The organism is Isoptericola sp. NPDC019693 (genome assembly GCF_044389085.1).
Lineage (GTDB): Bacteria > Actinomycetota > Actinomycetes > Actinomycetales > Cellulomonadaceae > Isoptericola.
Window position 1 is genome coordinate 102,577 of record NZ_JBIRXP010000009.1, and the last position, 15,470, is coordinate 118,046.

Genomic DNA, 15,470 nt, shown 5'->3' on the forward strand with positions numbered 1-15,470 from the left:
ACCACCGAACCCACGGTGTCCACCAGACCACCAAGGTCCGTCAGATCACCAAGCTCCGGAAGACCAGGCAGCTCACCGCCGGGCACCTCTCCACCCGGCCGACCCGGCAGACCATCCAGGTCCACCAGACCCAGCACCGGGTCCGTCACCGCACCGACCGTGTCCTGCACCGTCGAACCGGTACCCAGCACCCCGTCGACCGTGTCAGTCACACCGCCCACGGTCCCGTCGACGACATCCACGACACCGCCGAGATCTGTCAGGTCACCCAGCCCCGGAAGCGCAGGAAGTCCAGGCAGCTCACCACCAGGCAGCTCACCACCCGGGAGGCCCGGCAGACCATCGAGGTCCACCAGACCCAGCACCGGGTCCGTCACCGCACCGACGGTGTCCTGCACCGTCGAACCAGTGCCCAGCACCCCGTCGACCGTGCCGGTCACACCACCCACGGTCCCGTCAACGGCGTCCACGAGACCCTCGAGGTCGGTGAGGTCGGTCAGGTCGGTCAGACCGCCGGCACCGTCGAGGTCGGGCAGCTCGATGACCCCGGTGAGGTCACCGAGGCCGCCCAGCCCATCGAGGTCGCCGAGGTCGCCCAGCTCGTCGAGGTCGGCGAGGTCGCCCAGCCCGTCCAGGCCCGGCAGCTGCCCGAGCAGGTCGGGCAGACCGAGCACCGGGTCGGTCACCGCGCCGAGGTCGCCCTCGACGGTGCCGGCCACGACGTCGTCGAGACTCCCGACGACCGGTTCGACCACTCCGGCACCGAGGCCGGCTCCCAGGACGCCGCCGAGCAACCCGTCGTCCCCGACGACCCCGTCGAGCGTGTCCTGGACCAGCGACCCCGTGCCGAGGGCGCCGTCCAGCGTCCCGCCGGCGTCGGTCACCGCACCCTGGGCGCCGCCCAGAGCGGCGTCGATCCCGCCGTCCTCGAGCAGGTCGTCGACCACGCCGTCCTCCGCGAGCACGGAGTCGGACACCCCTGCCACGTCGCCGGCGACCAGGGCGCCCACGGTCGTGTCCACGTCGTCCAGCAGGTGGTCCACGACCTCGTCCGTCACTCCCGCCTGCGGCGCGTCGGCGCCGAGGACGTCGTCCACGACGCCGTCCTCACCGAGCACACCGTCGACGGTGTCCCGCAGCGCGGAACCCGTGCCGAGCAGGCCGTCCGCGGCGCCCGAGATGTCCGACGCGGTGCCGGCCACGTCGTCGACCACGCCGTCCACGCCGCCGTCCTCGAGCGCGTCGTCGACGATGCCGTCCTCGGACGTGACGCCCGCCGCCACAGCCGCCACGTCGCCACGGAGGGCGTCCTCGGCGGTCTGGGTGACGTCGTCCACGAGATGCTGGGCGACGTCGTCCGTCACCCCCGCCTGCGGCGCGTCGGCACCGAGGACGTCGTCCACGACGCCGTCCTCACCGAGCACACCGTCGACGGTGTCCCGCACCTCGGAGCCGGTGCCGAGGACGTCGTCCACGGTCCCGGTCGCGTCGGTCACCGTGCCGGCGACGCCCTCGACGAGGTCGTCCACGGCTCCGGCGGCCTTCCCGGCCTGGTCGCGCGCGTCGTCGACCACGTCCTCCGGCGACGTCCCGACGGCGTCGGCGACGTCGCCGGGAGCGGCGTCGCCGTCAGCCTTCGGGCCGTCGCCACGGTCCTCGCCCTGGTTCTCGGCCTGGTTCTCGGCCTGGTTCTCGGCGTTGTCCTCAGCCTTGTCGTCGGCCTTGTCCTCAGCCTGGCCGTCACCCTGGCCCTGACCTGCGTCGCCCGCGGGCTCGTCCTTCGGCGGTACACCGCCCTCGACCCCCTGCGGGGCGTCCTGGGAGGCGTCCTCCGGCGCCTCCGTCACGGCCTCCTCCGAGACGTCGTCGGAGACGTCCTTCGGCGCCTGTTCCGGCACGTCCTTCGGCGCCTCCTCGGACCGGTCTTCGGTGGCGTTCCCGCCCTCCTCGGACCTGTCCCCGACGACTCCGGAGGTGACGTCCTCGACGACGTCGCCCGCGACGTCGACGACGCTCGGGGCGTCGTCCGTGGACGCCTCGACGCCGGCTCGAGACGTCGCCTCGGCCTTCGCGTCGCCGTTCGCCTCGGCCGCCGCCGCGACCTCGGCCTCGGCCTCGGCCTCGACGGCTGCGTCCTTCGACTCCGCGGTGGCGCTGACATCCAGCTTCACCGTGGCGTCCGTCTCGACCGGGACGTCGGCGACGTCCCCGTCGGCTGCTTGGGCCACTCCGGCCCCGGCGACCACCAGGCCGCCCGCGACGAGCGCTGTCCTCAGCGCACGCCGGACAGAGTTGTGCATGACTCAGCTCCTGACTGACGTGGGCGCAGGCGGCTGGTGCCACCCGCGGTCGCTGTCACGCTCAGAGGCGCGACGCGGCCACGTCAGGCAGGAGAGACGGGGATGTCGTAAGCGACCGCCGGGAGGCGGACGAGGGTCTCGCCGGCCGGCGTCAGCCAGGATCCGGCGAAGGCGTGGGCGTGCTCGCCGAGCACTGCGGCCGCGTCACCGGCTCCGCCGCGCGCGCCCGACACGAGGCCGCCGCCGGACGACGTGAGCGCCGGCGTCGACGGCGCCTCCTGTGCCGGCTGCTCGCGGTCGAGCGAGCCCTCCGTGAGCGTCGCGACGGATGCCGCGCCGTCCGCGGGAACCGGGACGACGTCCACGGCGTAGGTCGGCACCGGCACGGCCGGCGGGGTGCCGGCGGGCGCGGCGGTCGTGGGAGCAGCAGAGGCCACGGAGCTGGTCGTCGTCTCGGCAGGTGCCGTGACGACGACGGTCGCGGGCTGGGCCTCGGAGATGCTCGCGGGGGTCGTGGCGGCCGGGACGACCGGCGCCGTGGCCGGCTCCTGGAGGCCGGGCAGCAGGGCCTCGACCACGGGGCCGGTGGCCGGCTGCAGCGTGTCCGTCACCGGGGCGACGACCGGGTCGAGGACACCGACCACGGGCTCCACGACCGGCCGCAGGGCGCCGACGACCGGCTCGACCGTGTCGACCACGGGGGTCAGGACGGGGTCGAGGGAACCGACCACCGGGGCCACGAGCCCCACCACCGGGTCCAGGACCGGGTCGAGGGTCTTCACGACCGGGCGGACGACGGAGCCGACGAGGTCCGTGACCGGAGCGAGCGGGGCGGTGATCGTCCCCACGGCCTCCCCGACCGGCTCGATGACCGGCGCCAGCGCCGAGGTGACCGGCGAGAGCACCGCCCGGACCACCGCCGTCACCGGCTGCAGGATGACGCCGACAGGGGCGGTGACGGTCTCCACGACCGCGTTCACCGGCTCGAGCGCGACGGACACAGGCTTCGTGATCCCCGCGACGACGGCGCCGACGGGCTCGGTCACCGCCGTGGCGGGCCGGAGCAGCGCGTCCACCGCGCCGGTCACCGCAGCCGCCTCGCGGGAGTCCTCCGACACCTCCGGGGTCTCCTCGGGGGCAGCCTCCTCGACCGCCTCCCGCGCCCCGGGCACGAGCCCCGCCAGCCCGAGGTCCGACAGACCGAGTTCAGCCAGCCCGAGGCCCGAGAGGCCGAGGTCCTCCACGGCGACGTCGGCCGGCCCGGTCCCCTCGGTCGCGGCATCCACCGGTCCGAGGTCGTCGCCGGTGCCGGCGGCGTCGCCGTCCTGGTTCTCGAGGCCGGCGCCGTCCTGCCGGGCGGAGACCTTCTCGATCCACTCGCGCAGCGGCGCGCCCGAGAACGCCTGCTCCCAGTCGTCCTTCGTCGGGAGGTCCGCGACGAAGGCCTCGGCCCACTCCTCGGCCGCGGCCCGAGCCCGGTCCGCCGGACGGTCAGCATCCTGCGCGGGGACGTCGTCCTCGACCGAGGGCTCGTCGCGGTCCGCGGTTCCTGCGTGCTCTGCGTGGTCAGCCGGCTCAGCGGTCTCCGCGGGCTCTGCGGACTCTGCGGTCTCCGCAGGCTCAGCGGTCTCCGCGGCCTGGGCGGGCTCGATGGCCTCCGCGGGCTCCGGCGACTGAGCAGCCTCCCCGTCCCCGACGGGCTCGACCGTGTCCGCGGACTCGGCGGGAGCCGCGGGGTCGACGAGTCGTCCGACCAGTGCCTCGAGGACACCCGTCGCCCGCGTCGGCTCCTCGACGTCCTTGCCGACGTCCTTGCCGACGTCCTTGCCGACGTCCTTGCCGGCGTCCTTGTCGGCGTCCTTGTCGGCGTCCTCGACGGCGTCCTTCTCCTCGGACGAGCGCTCGCCGTTCCCGTCCGTGCCCTCCGTGCCCTCCGGGCCGTCATGCTGTGCGGCCTCGTCGCCGGCCTCGTCGGAACCGCCGCGCTCGTCCCGGACTTCCGCCGCAGCGCCGTCCTGCTCGGCAGGCTCAGCAGCCTCAGCTGACTCGGCGGGCTCGGCGGGCTCAGCGGGCTCAGCTGACTCGGCAGGCTCAGCGGACTCAGCGGACTCAGCGGGCTCGGCAGCCTCAACGGGCTCGGCAGGCTCAACGGGCTCCCGGTCGGCAGACCCGATCGCCGGGGCGCTGTCACCGCGGTCGTCGCCGTCCGGCGCGCCGCGACCGTCGCCGTCCTCCTCTTGAGCTGCCGCGCGGCCCTGGTCGCCGTCCCGTCCCGGCCCGTCGGCCGTGGGCCTCACGACGTCCTCGACGAGCCGCTCGACGACCGACCTCTGGGAGGAGCGCCCGTCGTCCGAGCCCTCGTCGGCGGTGGCCGACCCGGCGACCGCGATGCTCAGGGCGGCGGCACCGACCAGCCCTACGGCGGGGCCGGCAGCGCGCGCGAACCAGCGACGGCGGAGTCCTGCCGCCGTGGCACGGTCCACGCTGCGTGTCACTCGGCCCCCTTCGATGCCACGCGGGGTCATGGTGAGCTCGATCATGACCCAGATCACACTGTGACGCCCGAGCAACGGTCCCGCAACAGCAGCCGCGGATTTTTCACCCGCCCGTCAGGCGACGGAGGTCCCGAACAGGAGGCCGAGCGCGTACGTGACGGCCGCGGCGCCAAACCCGATCGCGAGCTGGCGCAGCGCCCGCGTCCACGGCGAGGTACCGGACAGCAGGCCGGTGATCGCGCCCGTGACCAGGAGCGACACCCCGACCAGACCCGCGGCGACGGCGATCGCCGCGAGGCCGGTCAGGCCGAACAGGTACGGCAGCACGGGGATGATCGCGCCGGACGCGAAGAAGCAGAAGCTGGAGATGGCGGCACCCCACGCGGTGCCGTGGGTCTCGAGGTCCGACTGCTCGTCGGTCCTCGGCGCGTCGTCGTGCCCGAGGTCGGACGCCACCGCGCCCGTCGCGGCCAGCCCTGCGAGGACGCGGTCCGCCCGGCCCTGCGCGTCCTCGGACGACAGGCCACGGGCGCGGTAGACGAGCGCCAGCTCGTTGGCGTCGACGTCGAGGTGCGGCAGCACCGTGGCGCTCTTCGGGTCCGGGGTGGAGGCCTCGAGCAGCTCCCGCTGCGAACGCACGGACACGAACTCGCCGGCCCCCATGGACAGCGCCCCGGCGAGCAGGCCGGCGACACCGGTCAGGAGCACGGTCTGCGAGGAGACGCCGGAGGCCCCGATGCCGAGGACGAGCGCGAGGTTGGAGACCAGTCCGTCGTTCGCGCCGAAGACGGCGGCGCGGAACGTGCCGGACATCCGGTGGCGCCCGCGGGTGGCGAGCGCGCGCACCACCTCCTCGTGGATCTGCTCGTCGGCGGCCATGGTGGCGGTCGCGTGCTCGTCGGCGTCGTACGACGAGCGCGCCTCGGCCCGCTGCGCGAGCGCGAGCACGAAGACGCCGCCGAAGCGACGGGCCAGGAGACCGAGCATGCGGGTGCGCAGGTCGCCCCGCAGCGGGCGCCCGACGTCGTCGCCGAGGAGGTCGAGCCAGTGCTGCTCGTGCCGCTTCTCGGCGTCCGCGAGCGCGAGCAGGATGGCGCGCTCCTCCCCGGTGCGCCGGCGGGCCAGGTCGCGATAGGTGGCCGCCTCGGCGCGCTCGTCGGCCAGGTACCGGCGCCACTTGCGGATGTCGGACGGCCGGCGGGCGGGGAGGTGGTGCGCGGGCGGGTCGCTCTCGGGCGTGCCGCTTCCGGGCATGGTGGTGCCGTCGGTCATACGGTCATGGTCCCCGCTTCCGGGCGGCTGTGGGTTCCGGGCGGAGCCGCGCCGTCTTCCGGGCCCGCGCGCCCGAGTTTTCGGTCGTCCGCAGCCGTCCTGTCCCCGGTTCCCCGGACGGCGGCGTGGACACGGCGCCGCGTGTCACCGGCTCGGGGCACAATGGGTGCGGCAACCAGGGGCTCGGACACTGGGAGACTCCGGCGTGATCATTGTCAGCACTGACGGCTCGTGCCTCCGCAATCCCGGCGGCGCGATCGGCTGGGCGTGGATCGCCCACGAGGGCGGCCGCTTCGACTCGGGCGGCGCCGCGTCCGGCACCAACCAGGTCGCGGAGCTCACCGCGCTCCTGCGCGCCATCGAGGCACATCCCGGGGCAGAGCCGCTCCTCATCGAGTCCGACTCGCAGTACGCGATCCGGTGCGCGTCCGAATGGATCCACGGGTGGAAGCGCAAGGGCTGGCGCACCGCCTCCGGCGGCCCGGTGAAGAACCTCGAGCTGATCCGTTCCATCGACGCCGCGATCACCGGCCGGGAGGGCCCGGTCCGCTTCCGTTGGGTGCGCGGCCACGTCGGCAACCCCTTCAACGAGCGCGCCGACCAGCTCGCCGGACTGGCGGCGCAGGACTGGGCCGCCGGGCGCGGCGGCGTCGACGAGGTGCTCCTCACGGAGGAGGTCGGCACGGGCCCGTCGTCGCGCGACGACGGTGCCGAGCGCGCCGGGGGGCGCTCCGTGCGCGATGCCGAGCCCGTCGGCGCCCGCAGCGACACGGGCTGGGAGCTCGGAACCCTCTTTGACTAGCGCGACCTCGACCAGCCCGACCTCCCTGGCCGACACGGCCGGGGCCCGCGTGGCGACGGCCCCGCCGGCCGCCGCCGAGACCACGGTCGAGCACTCCTCCGACCGGCCGCTCGACCTCGCGCTGACGCTCGGCCCGCTGCGGCACGGCGCGTACGACCCCACCGTCCGGCGCACGGCAGACGGCGCGCTGTGGCGCACCACGCTGATGCGGACCGGCCCGGTGACCCAGCGGTTCGTGGCCACCGGAACGCGCACCGCCGTCGTGCAGCACTGGGGGCCGGGGGCCCGGGAGGCCGCGGACGCCGTCCCCGAGCTGCTCGGCGAGTCCGACGACACCTCCACGTTCACCCCGCCGCCGCAGGTGCAGGAGGCCGTGCGCCGCACGCCGGGCCTGCGGATGTGTCGGAGCGGGCGGGTGCTGGAGGCTCTGCTGCCGGCCGTGCTGGAGCAGAAGGTGCAGGTCGTGACGGCGCACCGGGCGTGGCGGTGGCTCGTCGCCGCGCACGGGTCCGCGGCGCCAGGACCGGCCCCCGAGGGGATGCGGGTGGTGCCGTCCGCGCGCGCCTGGGCCGCCGTCCCGACGTGGGACTGGCACCGCGCGGGGGTGGACCCGCGGCGCGCGGCGACGGCGGTGCGGTGCGCGCAGGTGGCCGCGCGGCTCGAGGACGCCGCCGGGATGCCCGCCGACGAGGCGCGCGCCCGGCTCGAGAAGGTGCCGGGGGTCGGGGCGTGGACGTCCGCCGAGGTGGCGCAGCGCGCGTTCGGCGACGCGGACGCCGTGTCCGTGGGCGACTTCCACCTCGCCGGCGCCGTCGGCTGGGCGCTCACCGGCGAGCGCACCGACGACGAGGGCATGCTGCGCCTCCTGGCGCCGTACGCCCCCCACCGGCACCGGGTGGTGCGGCTGCTGTTCCTCGACCGCAGGCCGCAGGCCCCGCGCAGGGGCCCGCGGCTCTCGATCGCGGACTACCGGGCCATGTGAGACCGGCGGGCCGTGCGGGTGAGGGCGGAGCCCGTCACTCGGGCAGGCCGCACACGCCGTCGACGCAGACCGCGCCGTCGTCGCCCAGCAGCTGCAGCGGGCGTTCGTCCGCGCCGTGGTGGGGCGCTGCCGCCTCGGCCGCGCTGACGGTCATCAGCGTGGTGCGGCGCGGGTTGGCGATCGAGCGGTACGAGCTCTCGGTGGCGTCGTTCATTCTTCTCCTCCAAGGGACCCACTGCGCGGTACGACCGGGCGTGGTCGGCCCGAGACCGCGGCGCCCGCGACGGTGCGGGCGTGCCTCGATTCTCGGTGATACCGCGTCTCACAGCCAGGGGCGGCAGTGTGAGATGCGCCTCGCTCGCCGGGCTCAGGCCTCGGCGAGCACCTGGTCGAGCACCTGGACGAAGACGTCCGGGTCCTGCGCCCCGGACACCCCGTAGCGGCCGTCGAGCACGAAGAACGGGACCCCGTTGATGCCGTACGCACGGGCACGGGCGATGTCGGCGGCGACGGCCTCGGCGTAGGTGCCGGCGTTCAGCGCGACGACGACGGCCTCCCGCTCCAGGCCCACCTCGGCCGCCAGGTCCGCGAGGTCCTCGACGTGGCCGACGTGCTCGCCCTCGGTGAAGTACGCGCGCAGCAGGCGCTCCTTCATCTCCTCCTGCTTGCCGAAGGCCTTCGCGAGGTGCAGCAGCTCGTGCGCCTTGAGCGTCTTGGTGTGCCGCACCTGGTCCATCCGGTAGGTCAGCCCCTCGGCGGCGGCGAGCGCCGTCACCTGGTCCTGCATCTGCTGGGCGGTCTCCAGCGGGATGCCCTTGTGGTCGGCGAGGAACTCCGTGGCCGTGCCCTCGAAGTCGACCGGGGTGTCGGGCGAGAGCTCGAACGAGTGGTACTCGATCTCCACCTCGGGGGCGGCGCCGTCACGCTCCGCCATCCGCGACAGCGCGGACTCGAACCGGCGCTTGCCGATGTAGCACCAGGGGCACGCGACGTCCGACCAGACGTCGACCTTGAGGGAAGTCTTCTCGATGGTCACGCACGTGCGAACGCCCCGCCGCGGGAGGCGATTCCCGCGGCGGGGCGTGTCGTGCGTCGCACAGCCGCCAGATCAGTTCAGCGGTGCCGCCTCGGACGCCTTGCCCGACTCGGGGGTCGTCAGCTGGGAGCCGGCGATGCCCGCGATGAGCTGGTGGATGTCCACGCCCGTGAGCTGCTTGACGACGCCCTGGCCCTCGCCGAGCACGGAGGCGACCGTCTTCGTCACCGACGACGCGCCGTCCGTGGACACCACGGTCATGCCCTGGATCGAGCCGATCGGCTCGGCGGCGGCGCGGACGATCTCCGGCAGGCGCTCGATGAGCTCCTGCACGAGCGCGGCCTCGCCGTACTTCTTCAGGGCCTCGGCCTTGGCGTCGGTGGCGACGGCCTCGGCACGACCCTCGGCTTCGACGGCGAACGCCTTGGCCTCACCCTCGGCCTTGATACCGGCCGCCAGGGCGATCTGACGGTCACGCTCGGCCTCACCGGCACGGCGGACCGCGGCAGCGGACGCCTCGGCGTCCTGGATCGCGGCGGTCTTGTTCGCCTCGGCGATGGTCGTGCGCTTGAAGGCGTCGGCCTCGGTGGCCGCGTTGGCGGCGTCTCGGCGGGCCGTGGCCTCCTGGACCTCGGCGTACGCCTTGGCCTCGGCCGGCTTGCGGACCTCGATGTCGAGGCGCTCCTGGGTCACGCGGGCCTGCTCGGCCAGCGCCTCCCGCTCCTGCTGCGCCACGAGGCGGTCCTGCTCGGCGCGGGCGAGCTGGCCCGCCGCCTCGGCCTCCGCGTTCGCACGGTCGGTGTCCGCCTTGATCGCGGCCTTCTTGAGGTCGAGCGCCTTCTGCCGCTCGGCGATCTGCTCGGCGGCCTCGATGACGGCGAACTCCGAGACCCGGCGGGCCTCGGCCTCGGAGACCTCGGCGACCTGGAGCGCGCGGGCGCCCTCGGCACGGCCGAGGTTGGACAGGTACTCCGACCCCGGCGTCGAGATGTCGGAGATGTTGAGCAGGTCGACCTGCAGACCCTGCTCCGCCAGGTCGGTCTTGGTGGACTCGACGACGCGGTCCGACAGCCCCTTGCGGTCGGAGATGATCTGCTCGATCGTCATGTCGCCGACGATGGAGCGCAGCGAGCCCTCGAGGGACTCCTTGATGATCTCGGTGAGCATCTCCTGCTGGGAGAGGAAGCGCTGCGCCGCGCGCCGCACGCCCTCGTCGTCACCGCGCACCTTGAAGTTGATGGACGCCTTGATCGCGATCTTGATGCGGTTCTTGTCGACGCCCTCGACGGTGATGCCGATCTGACGCTGCTCGAGCGAGATGGCGAAGCCCTGCTGCAGGATCGGCCAGACGAACGTGCGGCCGCCGATGACGACGCGCTGGCTCTGGGCCGCGGACTCCTTCTTGCCGGCGCCGCGGCCGACGATGACGAGGGCCTGGTTCGGCGGGACCCGGCGGATGCGCTGGGCGACGAAGATGCCCACCGCGAGGAACGCCACCACGAGCGCGAGGACCGCGACCGTGGTGATGAAGTTGCTGTCGGACGAGTCGAACATGGTGCGCGCCGGAGCGCGTCTCCTTCCAGCTGGGGCGGAGGGTCAGCGGGAGTGGGGGCCGACCCGGACGGTGGAACCGGAGTGCTCGAGCACGACGACGCGGCTGCCCGCGGCGATGGGCTCGTCGGATCGGGCGAGGCGGCGCTCGAGCTCGCTCGGGACGTCGAGGGAGACCTCGCCCGAGGTCGCCGTCACGTCCGTCGTGGCCGTGCCGTGCGCGCCCACGAGCGAGACCGCGACGCCGTCGTCGCCGGACGCGAGCCGCCGCACCAGCACCTGCGCGACGACGACGGCCAGGAGCCCGACGACCGCGGAGGCGACATACGCGATCCACGTCGCGAGGTCGTTGGCGACGACGATCGTGCCGACGGCGCCGAAGACGACCGCGCCGACCCCGAGGGACGTGCCCGACAGCGCGCCGTCACCGAGGTCGACCAGCTCGCCGACGAGCAGCGACACGAGCAGCAGGAGCATCCCTGCGGCGCCGATGAGAACGAAGACGAGCACGCGGACTCCCTCGATTCACGAGTGATGAAGATGTGGCGATCCTGTGATGGCGACGCCACCCTAGCGAACTCTGGACGGTCGCTGAACAGCGGGTCCACAGGCAGTCCGGCGTGCCGTCCCCGCAGGCCTGGGCGATGCTCGGAGCATGCCTCTCGTGCCGAGCAAGGACCCGCAGCTCGTGCTCCTGCGCCACGGCGAGACGGAGTGGAGCGTGAGCGGGCAGCACACGGGCCGTACCGACATCGCGCTGACCCCCGCCGGCGAGGAGCAGGCCCGCACCGCGGGCCGGGCCGTGGCGGGTATCGCCTTCGCCGCCGTCTACACGTCGCCGCTCGCGCGCGCCCGCCGGACGGCCGCGCTCGCCGGCCACCCGGACGCCGTCGTCGACCCGGACCTCGCCGAGTGGGACTACGGGCCGGTGGACGGACGCACCAGTGCCGACGTCGGCGCCCTCCTGGGCCGCGAGTTCCAGATCTTCGACGACGGGGTCCGCGTGCTGGCGCCCGACCCCGCGCACGGCGACGGGCGCCCCGGGGAGCTGCTGGAGGACGTCGCCGCCCGCGCCCGCCGGTTCGTGGAGCGCGCCGACGCGACCCTGCGGGACGGCGGGAACGTGCTCGCCGTGGCGCACGGGCACCTGCTGCGCGTGCTCGCGACCGCGTGGCTCGACGTCGACCCCCGGTTCGGGGCCCGCCTGGAGCTGGGGACCGCCGCGATCTGCCAGCTCGGGTACGGGCACGCGCTGCGCACCATCGAGGGCTGGAATCTTCCGCCGCACGTCTGAGCACCCCGGACGCCGCGTCGTCCCGCCGTCTGCCCTGGTCGCGCGTCTGGCACGATGTGCGCCATGGCGCTGAACGACGACGACCTCATCGACGGCGAGCGCGTCGTCATGGACCTGCACGAGCACGCGAAGGCCGTGGTGTGGCCGTTCCTGCTGCTGCTCGTGCTGCTGGTCGCCGCCGCGTCCACGTTCGTGATCACCATGGACGACGTGCTCCGCTGGGTCGTGCTCGGCCTGCTCGCCGTCGTCGCCGTCGTGTGGGTGCTCGTGCCCTGGCTAAAGTGGCGCACCACCTCGTGGACCGTCACCACCAGGCGCATCGCCATGCGGTCCGGCATCGTCACGCGCGTGGGCCGGGACATCCCGCTCTACCGCATCAACGACGTCGCGCTCGAGAAGGACCTCCTGGACCGGCTGCTCGGTTGCGGCACCCTGCAGGTCTCCGACGCCACCGAGAAGGCCGGCATGGTGCTGCGCGACGTGCCCCGCGTCGAGCGCGTGCAGGTGCTGCTGCAGGAGCTGCTGCACGGCGCCGACGACGGCTCGGACGACGGCGAGTGGCCGCCGACCGAGCCGCCGCGCGGGCGCCGGCGCTGAGCTACCTGGTGCCGCGCGGCAGGGGCAGCGGCTCCATCCACTGGTCGTCGGCCGTGAGGTCGATGCCGAACTCGGACGCGAAGCGCATGGTCGTGCCGACGAGCACGCCGTCCGCCTGCTCGCCGAGGCGGTACACGCGGGCGCCACGCAGCCGGTTGCGCTCGGCGCCGCTGAGCCCGTACGTGCCGAACCCGGTGTTGCCGGCGTAGCCCAGCAGGACGCCGTAGTAGTTGCCGGAGTACGTGTTGACGTGGTCGTGCCCGCAGAAGATGCCCCGCACGTCGCCCCGGTGCTGGACCGCCGAGAACAGCCCCGAGTTGAACGGGCCCGGGCACTCCTCCTCGTTCCGCTCCCCCACGATCTGGTGGCGTGCCGCACCGCGCGCGTGGTCCGCGGCCGTGCGGCCGTCGACCGAGCCGAACCACATGAACCGGTACTCCCACAGCGGGATGTGGATGAACATCAGCGACGGGATCGGGCGACGGTACCGCTTCTCCAGCTCGACCGACGTGCGGTAGTACCAGTCCACCTGGTCCATGCGCACCCAGTCCCACGTCGGGTAGCCGGTGAGGTCCTGGCCGTCGATCGTCCCGGGCGCGTACCGGCCCGAGTCGAGCAGCCAGACGTTGAAGGCCGGCTTCCCGTCGGTGCCGTCGATCAGCAGGTGCGAGTTGCCCTGGCCCGTGACGCCCTTCGCGGTCGGGCCGTTCACGTTGTGCCGGTAGGAGCGGTAGAACGCGAGCATCTGCGCCTCGTCCACGCCGCTCGTCGGCGTCGAGTCCTCGTCGTGGTTGCCGAACGTGATCGCCCAGGGGATGCCGCGCTCCTCCATCGGCTGCGTCACGTTGTTCATCGCCTGCCGCATCTCGAGCGGGGTGTCGCAGCCGCCGGTGATGTTGTCGCCGTTGAGGATCACCAGGTCCGGCGCCTCGTCGTCCAGCACCGCGCGCATCAGCTCGAGCGTGCGCCGGTCGATCTTCTCGTCGTCCTGCGTGTCGTTGAACTGCACGATCGTGTAGGTGCCGTCCTTGCGGAAGCGGAGCCCCCGCGTGCGCCCCGCGCCCGGGGCCGCTGCGGCCGACGGCGCGGACGCGACGGCCGTGCCCGCCGCGCCCAGCCCGGTCAAGGTCATGAACGTGCGGCGGCCCAGCCCGCCGTCGGTCTGCTCGGTCGAGCCCTGGACGGCCGCGCTCGGCACGTCGACGTGCTCGCTCCGGTTCTCAGTCATGCCCTGGAAGGTAGGAGCACCGGGAGAACGCCGGATCTCCAGGACGATGAACCTCCCGTGCACAGGTGTCGAACAGCACGGGGACGACCCGCACGGGGACCACCTGTACGGTGACGTCCCCGACGAGCAGGCACGGCGATCGGCGGCCGCACCGCGCCGCTCAGAAGGGCGGTAACTCGTCCGGGTCGCGGCGCGACCGGTCGGAGCGTGACCGGTCGGAGCGTGACCGGTCGGAGCGTGGCCGGGCCGTGAGCCGCGGGTCCTGCGGGACGGGGTCACGGCCGAACCGGTGGCCGCTGGGGGCGGTCCAGGTGGTGCTCCCGGCGACCGGGTCGCGCGAGACCTGCCACCCACCGACGGTCTTGGCACGGTGGTGGGTCCGGCACAGGGCGTGCAGGTTGTCGCCGTGGGTCTGTGGTGCGTCCGACCGGGGGTCGAAGGGTTCGACATGGTCGAGGTCGGACGTCGCGGCGGGCACCCGGCAGCCCGGGAAGGTGCATGTGACGTCCCGGGCGACGACGGCCGCCCGCAGTGCCGCGCTCGGCCGGTACGAGCGGGACGTCAGATCCGTGAGCACCCCGCTCCCCGGGTCGGTGAAGAGGCGCTGCCAGACGGCGTCCGGGTCGGAGGCCAGCGCCCGCGCCATCGACGCGGGGATCGGTCCGTGACCTGCCAGGATCGCGGGCAGGTCGTCGGAGCCGAGCAGGGTCGACGCCGCCACCGTCACCCGGATCGCCCCGCGCGAGGCCCGGCCCGGCGGGATCGCGTTCCCGGCACGCCCGGCCGTTCCACCTGCGGCGGGCTGGCCGGCGGCGGGCTGGCCGGTGGTGGGCTGGTGGGTGGCAGGTAAGCCGGTGGCGGAGGCGAGCCGGCCGGTCACCAGGGCGGTAAGGGCGTCGGCGCGGCACTCGTCGAGCCGACGCGCCTCGCCCGGGGTGCGGCGCAGGGCGAGGCCGGCGTCGTCCACGGCGGCGAACGCGCGGGCGGCGTCGTCCGCCGGCAGGTACGCCGTGAGGTAGGCCATGGCGTCGTCCACGGGTTCGAGCCGGACGAAGCGCTCGGCGCGCGCCGCGCGGTGCCGCGCGGCCGTGCCCTCCGGGTCGGCCTCGATCTCCGCGCGGCGCATCCGCGCGCGGAGCTGCGGCACGGTGAGGTGCTCGGCGTCGGGCAGCACCCCGGCGACGACCTCGCGCCGGAGGTCGTCCGGCAGCCGGCCGGCGGAGATGAGCGCCTCCGCCTTGGGCCGGTCGACCGTGCCTGCGCCGAGCGCGTCCGCGACCTCGGGCAGCCGCGCGGTCCCGTGCGCCACCGTGACGAGCTGGGCCGCCGCGTGCCGCGTCAGACCGAGCCGCGCGGCGACGGCATCAGCCACGAACTCGAGCCGCGACGAGCCGCGCGTGCGCTCCAGCATCTCGGCCAGCACGCGCGCCGAGCCTGCCTGCGCCCACGCGGCGACCCGCTCCCAGGCCGCGAGCACCTCGAGGATCGTGAAGTCGTCCAGCTCTGCCTCGTCCAGCGCCGCCAGCGTGCGCGCGAGGTCCGGGCCCGGCGCTGCGTCGTCCAGCACGGCGAGCAGCGGGCGGCCGTCACCAGGGCCGGGAGCACCACCGCGCGCGCTACCGGGATCGCGCCCGTCCACCCGGCCGATCGCGGCGGCGCCGCGTGCCGCACCGGCGCGCGGCTCCCCTGTCGCACCGCCATTGAGCGCAGCGCCGTCGAGCGCAGCGCCGTCGAGCACTCTGCCGTCACGCACCCTGTCGACGATCGCCCTCCCGTCGAGCACCGCGTGATCGAGCGACCAGCGCACGTCGCCGACCGGGCCGCCGACACCGCGCGCCCGGGCGTCGCGCGTCGAGACTCCACCCGCGGATACCCGCGGGCACCGCGGGTCAGCAGAGTCAGCAGAGTCAGCC

General features: G+C 74.3%; 12 protein-coding genes and 1 pseudogene. 4 read left to right on the top strand and 9 right to left on the bottom strand.

The features are described 5' to 3' along the window. From ACH436_RS20560 to ACH436_RS20570, 3 genes and pseudogenes are all read right to left on the bottom strand, one after another. Positions 1 to 2,300, bottom strand: a pseudogene (locus tag ACH436_RS20560) (hypothetical protein); the annotation flags it as partial. A gap of 83 nt (positions 2,301 to 2,383) precedes the next feature. Further along, positions 2,384 to 4,795, bottom strand: coding sequence for a hypothetical protein (locus ACH436_RS20565; RefSeq protein ID WP_430562070.1), 2,412 nt, complete (start codon positions 4,793 to 4,795; stop codon positions 2,384 to 2,386). Between the two features lie 114 nt (positions 4,796 to 4,909). Beyond that, complete coding sequence (locus tag ACH436_RS20570; protein ID WP_430562082.1) at positions 4,910 to 6,049, bottom strand: VIT1/CCC1 transporter family protein; 1,140 nt, start codon at positions 6,047 to 6,049, stop codon at positions 4,910 to 4,912. A 223-nt stretch (positions 6,050 to 6,272) separates the two neighbouring features. Between ACH436_RS20570 and ACH436_RS20575 the strand changes: the two genes are divergently transcribed. Then, a complete protein-coding gene (locus ACH436_RS20575; protein WP_430562071.1) occupies positions 6,273 to 6,869 on the top strand; it encodes a ribonuclease H in 597 nt (198 codons plus the stop codon). After that, positions 6,862 to 7,851 carry a DNA-3-methyladenine glycosylase family protein gene (locus ACH436_RS20580; protein ID WP_430562072.1) on the top strand — a complete coding sequence of 330 codons (990 nt, stop codon included), beginning with the start codon at positions 6,862 to 6,864 and terminating at the stop codon, positions 7,849 to 7,851. The genes ACH436_RS20575 and ACH436_RS20580 overlap by 8 nt, the downstream gene beginning before the upstream one ends. 34 nt (positions 7,852 to 7,885) lie before the next feature. On the opposite strand, the gene ACH436_RS20585 is transcribed toward ACH436_RS20580, so the two are convergent. From ACH436_RS20585 to ACH436_RS20600, 4 genes are all read right to left on the bottom strand, one after another. Continuing rightward, complete coding sequence (locus tag ACH436_RS20585; protein ID WP_430562073.1) at positions 7,886 to 8,065, bottom strand: hypothetical protein; 180 nt, start codon at positions 8,063 to 8,065, stop codon at positions 7,886 to 7,888. A 153-nt stretch (positions 8,066 to 8,218) separates the two neighbouring features. Beyond that, positions 8,219 to 8,887 carry a DsbA family protein gene (locus ACH436_RS20590; RefSeq protein ID WP_430562074.1) on the bottom strand — a complete coding sequence of 223 codons (669 nt, stop codon included), beginning with the start codon at positions 8,885 to 8,887 and terminating at the stop codon, positions 8,219 to 8,221. A 72-nt stretch (positions 8,888 to 8,959) separates the two neighbouring features. Next, positions 8,960 to 10,441 (bottom strand): flotillin family protein, encoded by a 1,482-nt coding sequence (locus tag ACH436_RS20595; RefSeq protein ID WP_430562075.1) that lies wholly within the window; start codon positions 10,439 to 10,441, stop codon positions 8,960 to 8,962. A 42-nt stretch (positions 10,442 to 10,483) separates the two neighbouring features. Next, positions 10,484 to 10,948 (bottom strand): NfeD family protein, encoded by a 465-nt coding sequence (locus tag ACH436_RS20600; protein WP_430562076.1) that lies wholly within the window; start codon positions 10,946 to 10,948, stop codon positions 10,484 to 10,486. Positions 10,949 to 11,093: 145 nt separating this feature from the next. Here ACH436_RS20600 and ACH436_RS20605 point away from each other — a divergent pair, with 145 nt between their 5' ends. Further along, positions 11,094 to 11,732, top strand: a complete 639-nt coding sequence (locus ACH436_RS20605; RefSeq protein WP_430562077.1) for a histidine phosphatase family protein — start codon at positions 11,094 to 11,096, stop codon at positions 11,730 to 11,732. Between the two features lie 63 nt (positions 11,733 to 11,795). Then, a complete protein-coding gene (locus tag ACH436_RS20610; protein ID WP_430562078.1) occupies positions 11,796 to 12,329 on the top strand; it encodes a PH domain-containing protein in 534 nt (177 codons plus the stop codon). 1 nt (position 12,330) lies between these two features. Here the strand turns inward: ACH436_RS20610 and ACH436_RS20615 are convergent, their stop codons facing one another. Then, positions 12,331 to 13,557, bottom strand: coding sequence for a metallophosphoesterase family protein (locus ACH436_RS20615; RefSeq protein WP_430562079.1), 1,227 nt, complete (start codon positions 13,555 to 13,557; stop codon positions 12,331 to 12,333). A 160-nt stretch (positions 13,558 to 13,717) separates the two neighbouring features. Further along, positions 13,718 to 15,310 carry a DUF222 domain-containing protein gene (locus tag ACH436_RS20620; RefSeq protein WP_430562080.1) on the bottom strand — a complete coding sequence of 531 codons (1,593 nt, stop codon included), beginning with the start codon at positions 15,308 to 15,310 and terminating at the stop codon, positions 13,718 to 13,720. Between the last annotated feature and the right edge of the window lie 160 nt (positions 15,311 to 15,470).

Coding starts and splice junctions, on each gene's coding strand:
- ACH436_RS20570 (WP_430562082.1), bottom strand. CDS start 6,049: ATGCCCGGAAGCGGCACGCCCGAGAGCGACCCGCCCGCGCACCACCTC.
- ACH436_RS20615 (WP_430562079.1), bottom strand. CDS start 13,557: ATGACTGAGAACCGGAGCGAGCACGTCGACGTGCCGAGCGCGGCCGTC.
- ACH436_RS20595 (WP_430562075.1), bottom strand. CDS start 10,441: ATGTTCGACTCGTCCGACAGCAACTTCATCACCACGGTCGCGGTCCTC.
- ACH436_RS20610 (WP_430562078.1), top strand. CDS start 11,796: ATGGCGCTGAACGACGACGACCTCATCGACGGCGAGCGCGTCGTCATG.
- ACH436_RS20605 (WP_430562077.1), top strand. CDS start 11,094: ATGCCTCTCGTGCCGAGCAAGGACCCGCAGCTCGTGCTCCTGCGCCAC.
- ACH436_RS20585 (WP_430562073.1), bottom strand. CDS start 8,065: ATGAACGACGCCACCGAGAGCTCGTACCGCTCGATCGCCAACCCGCGC.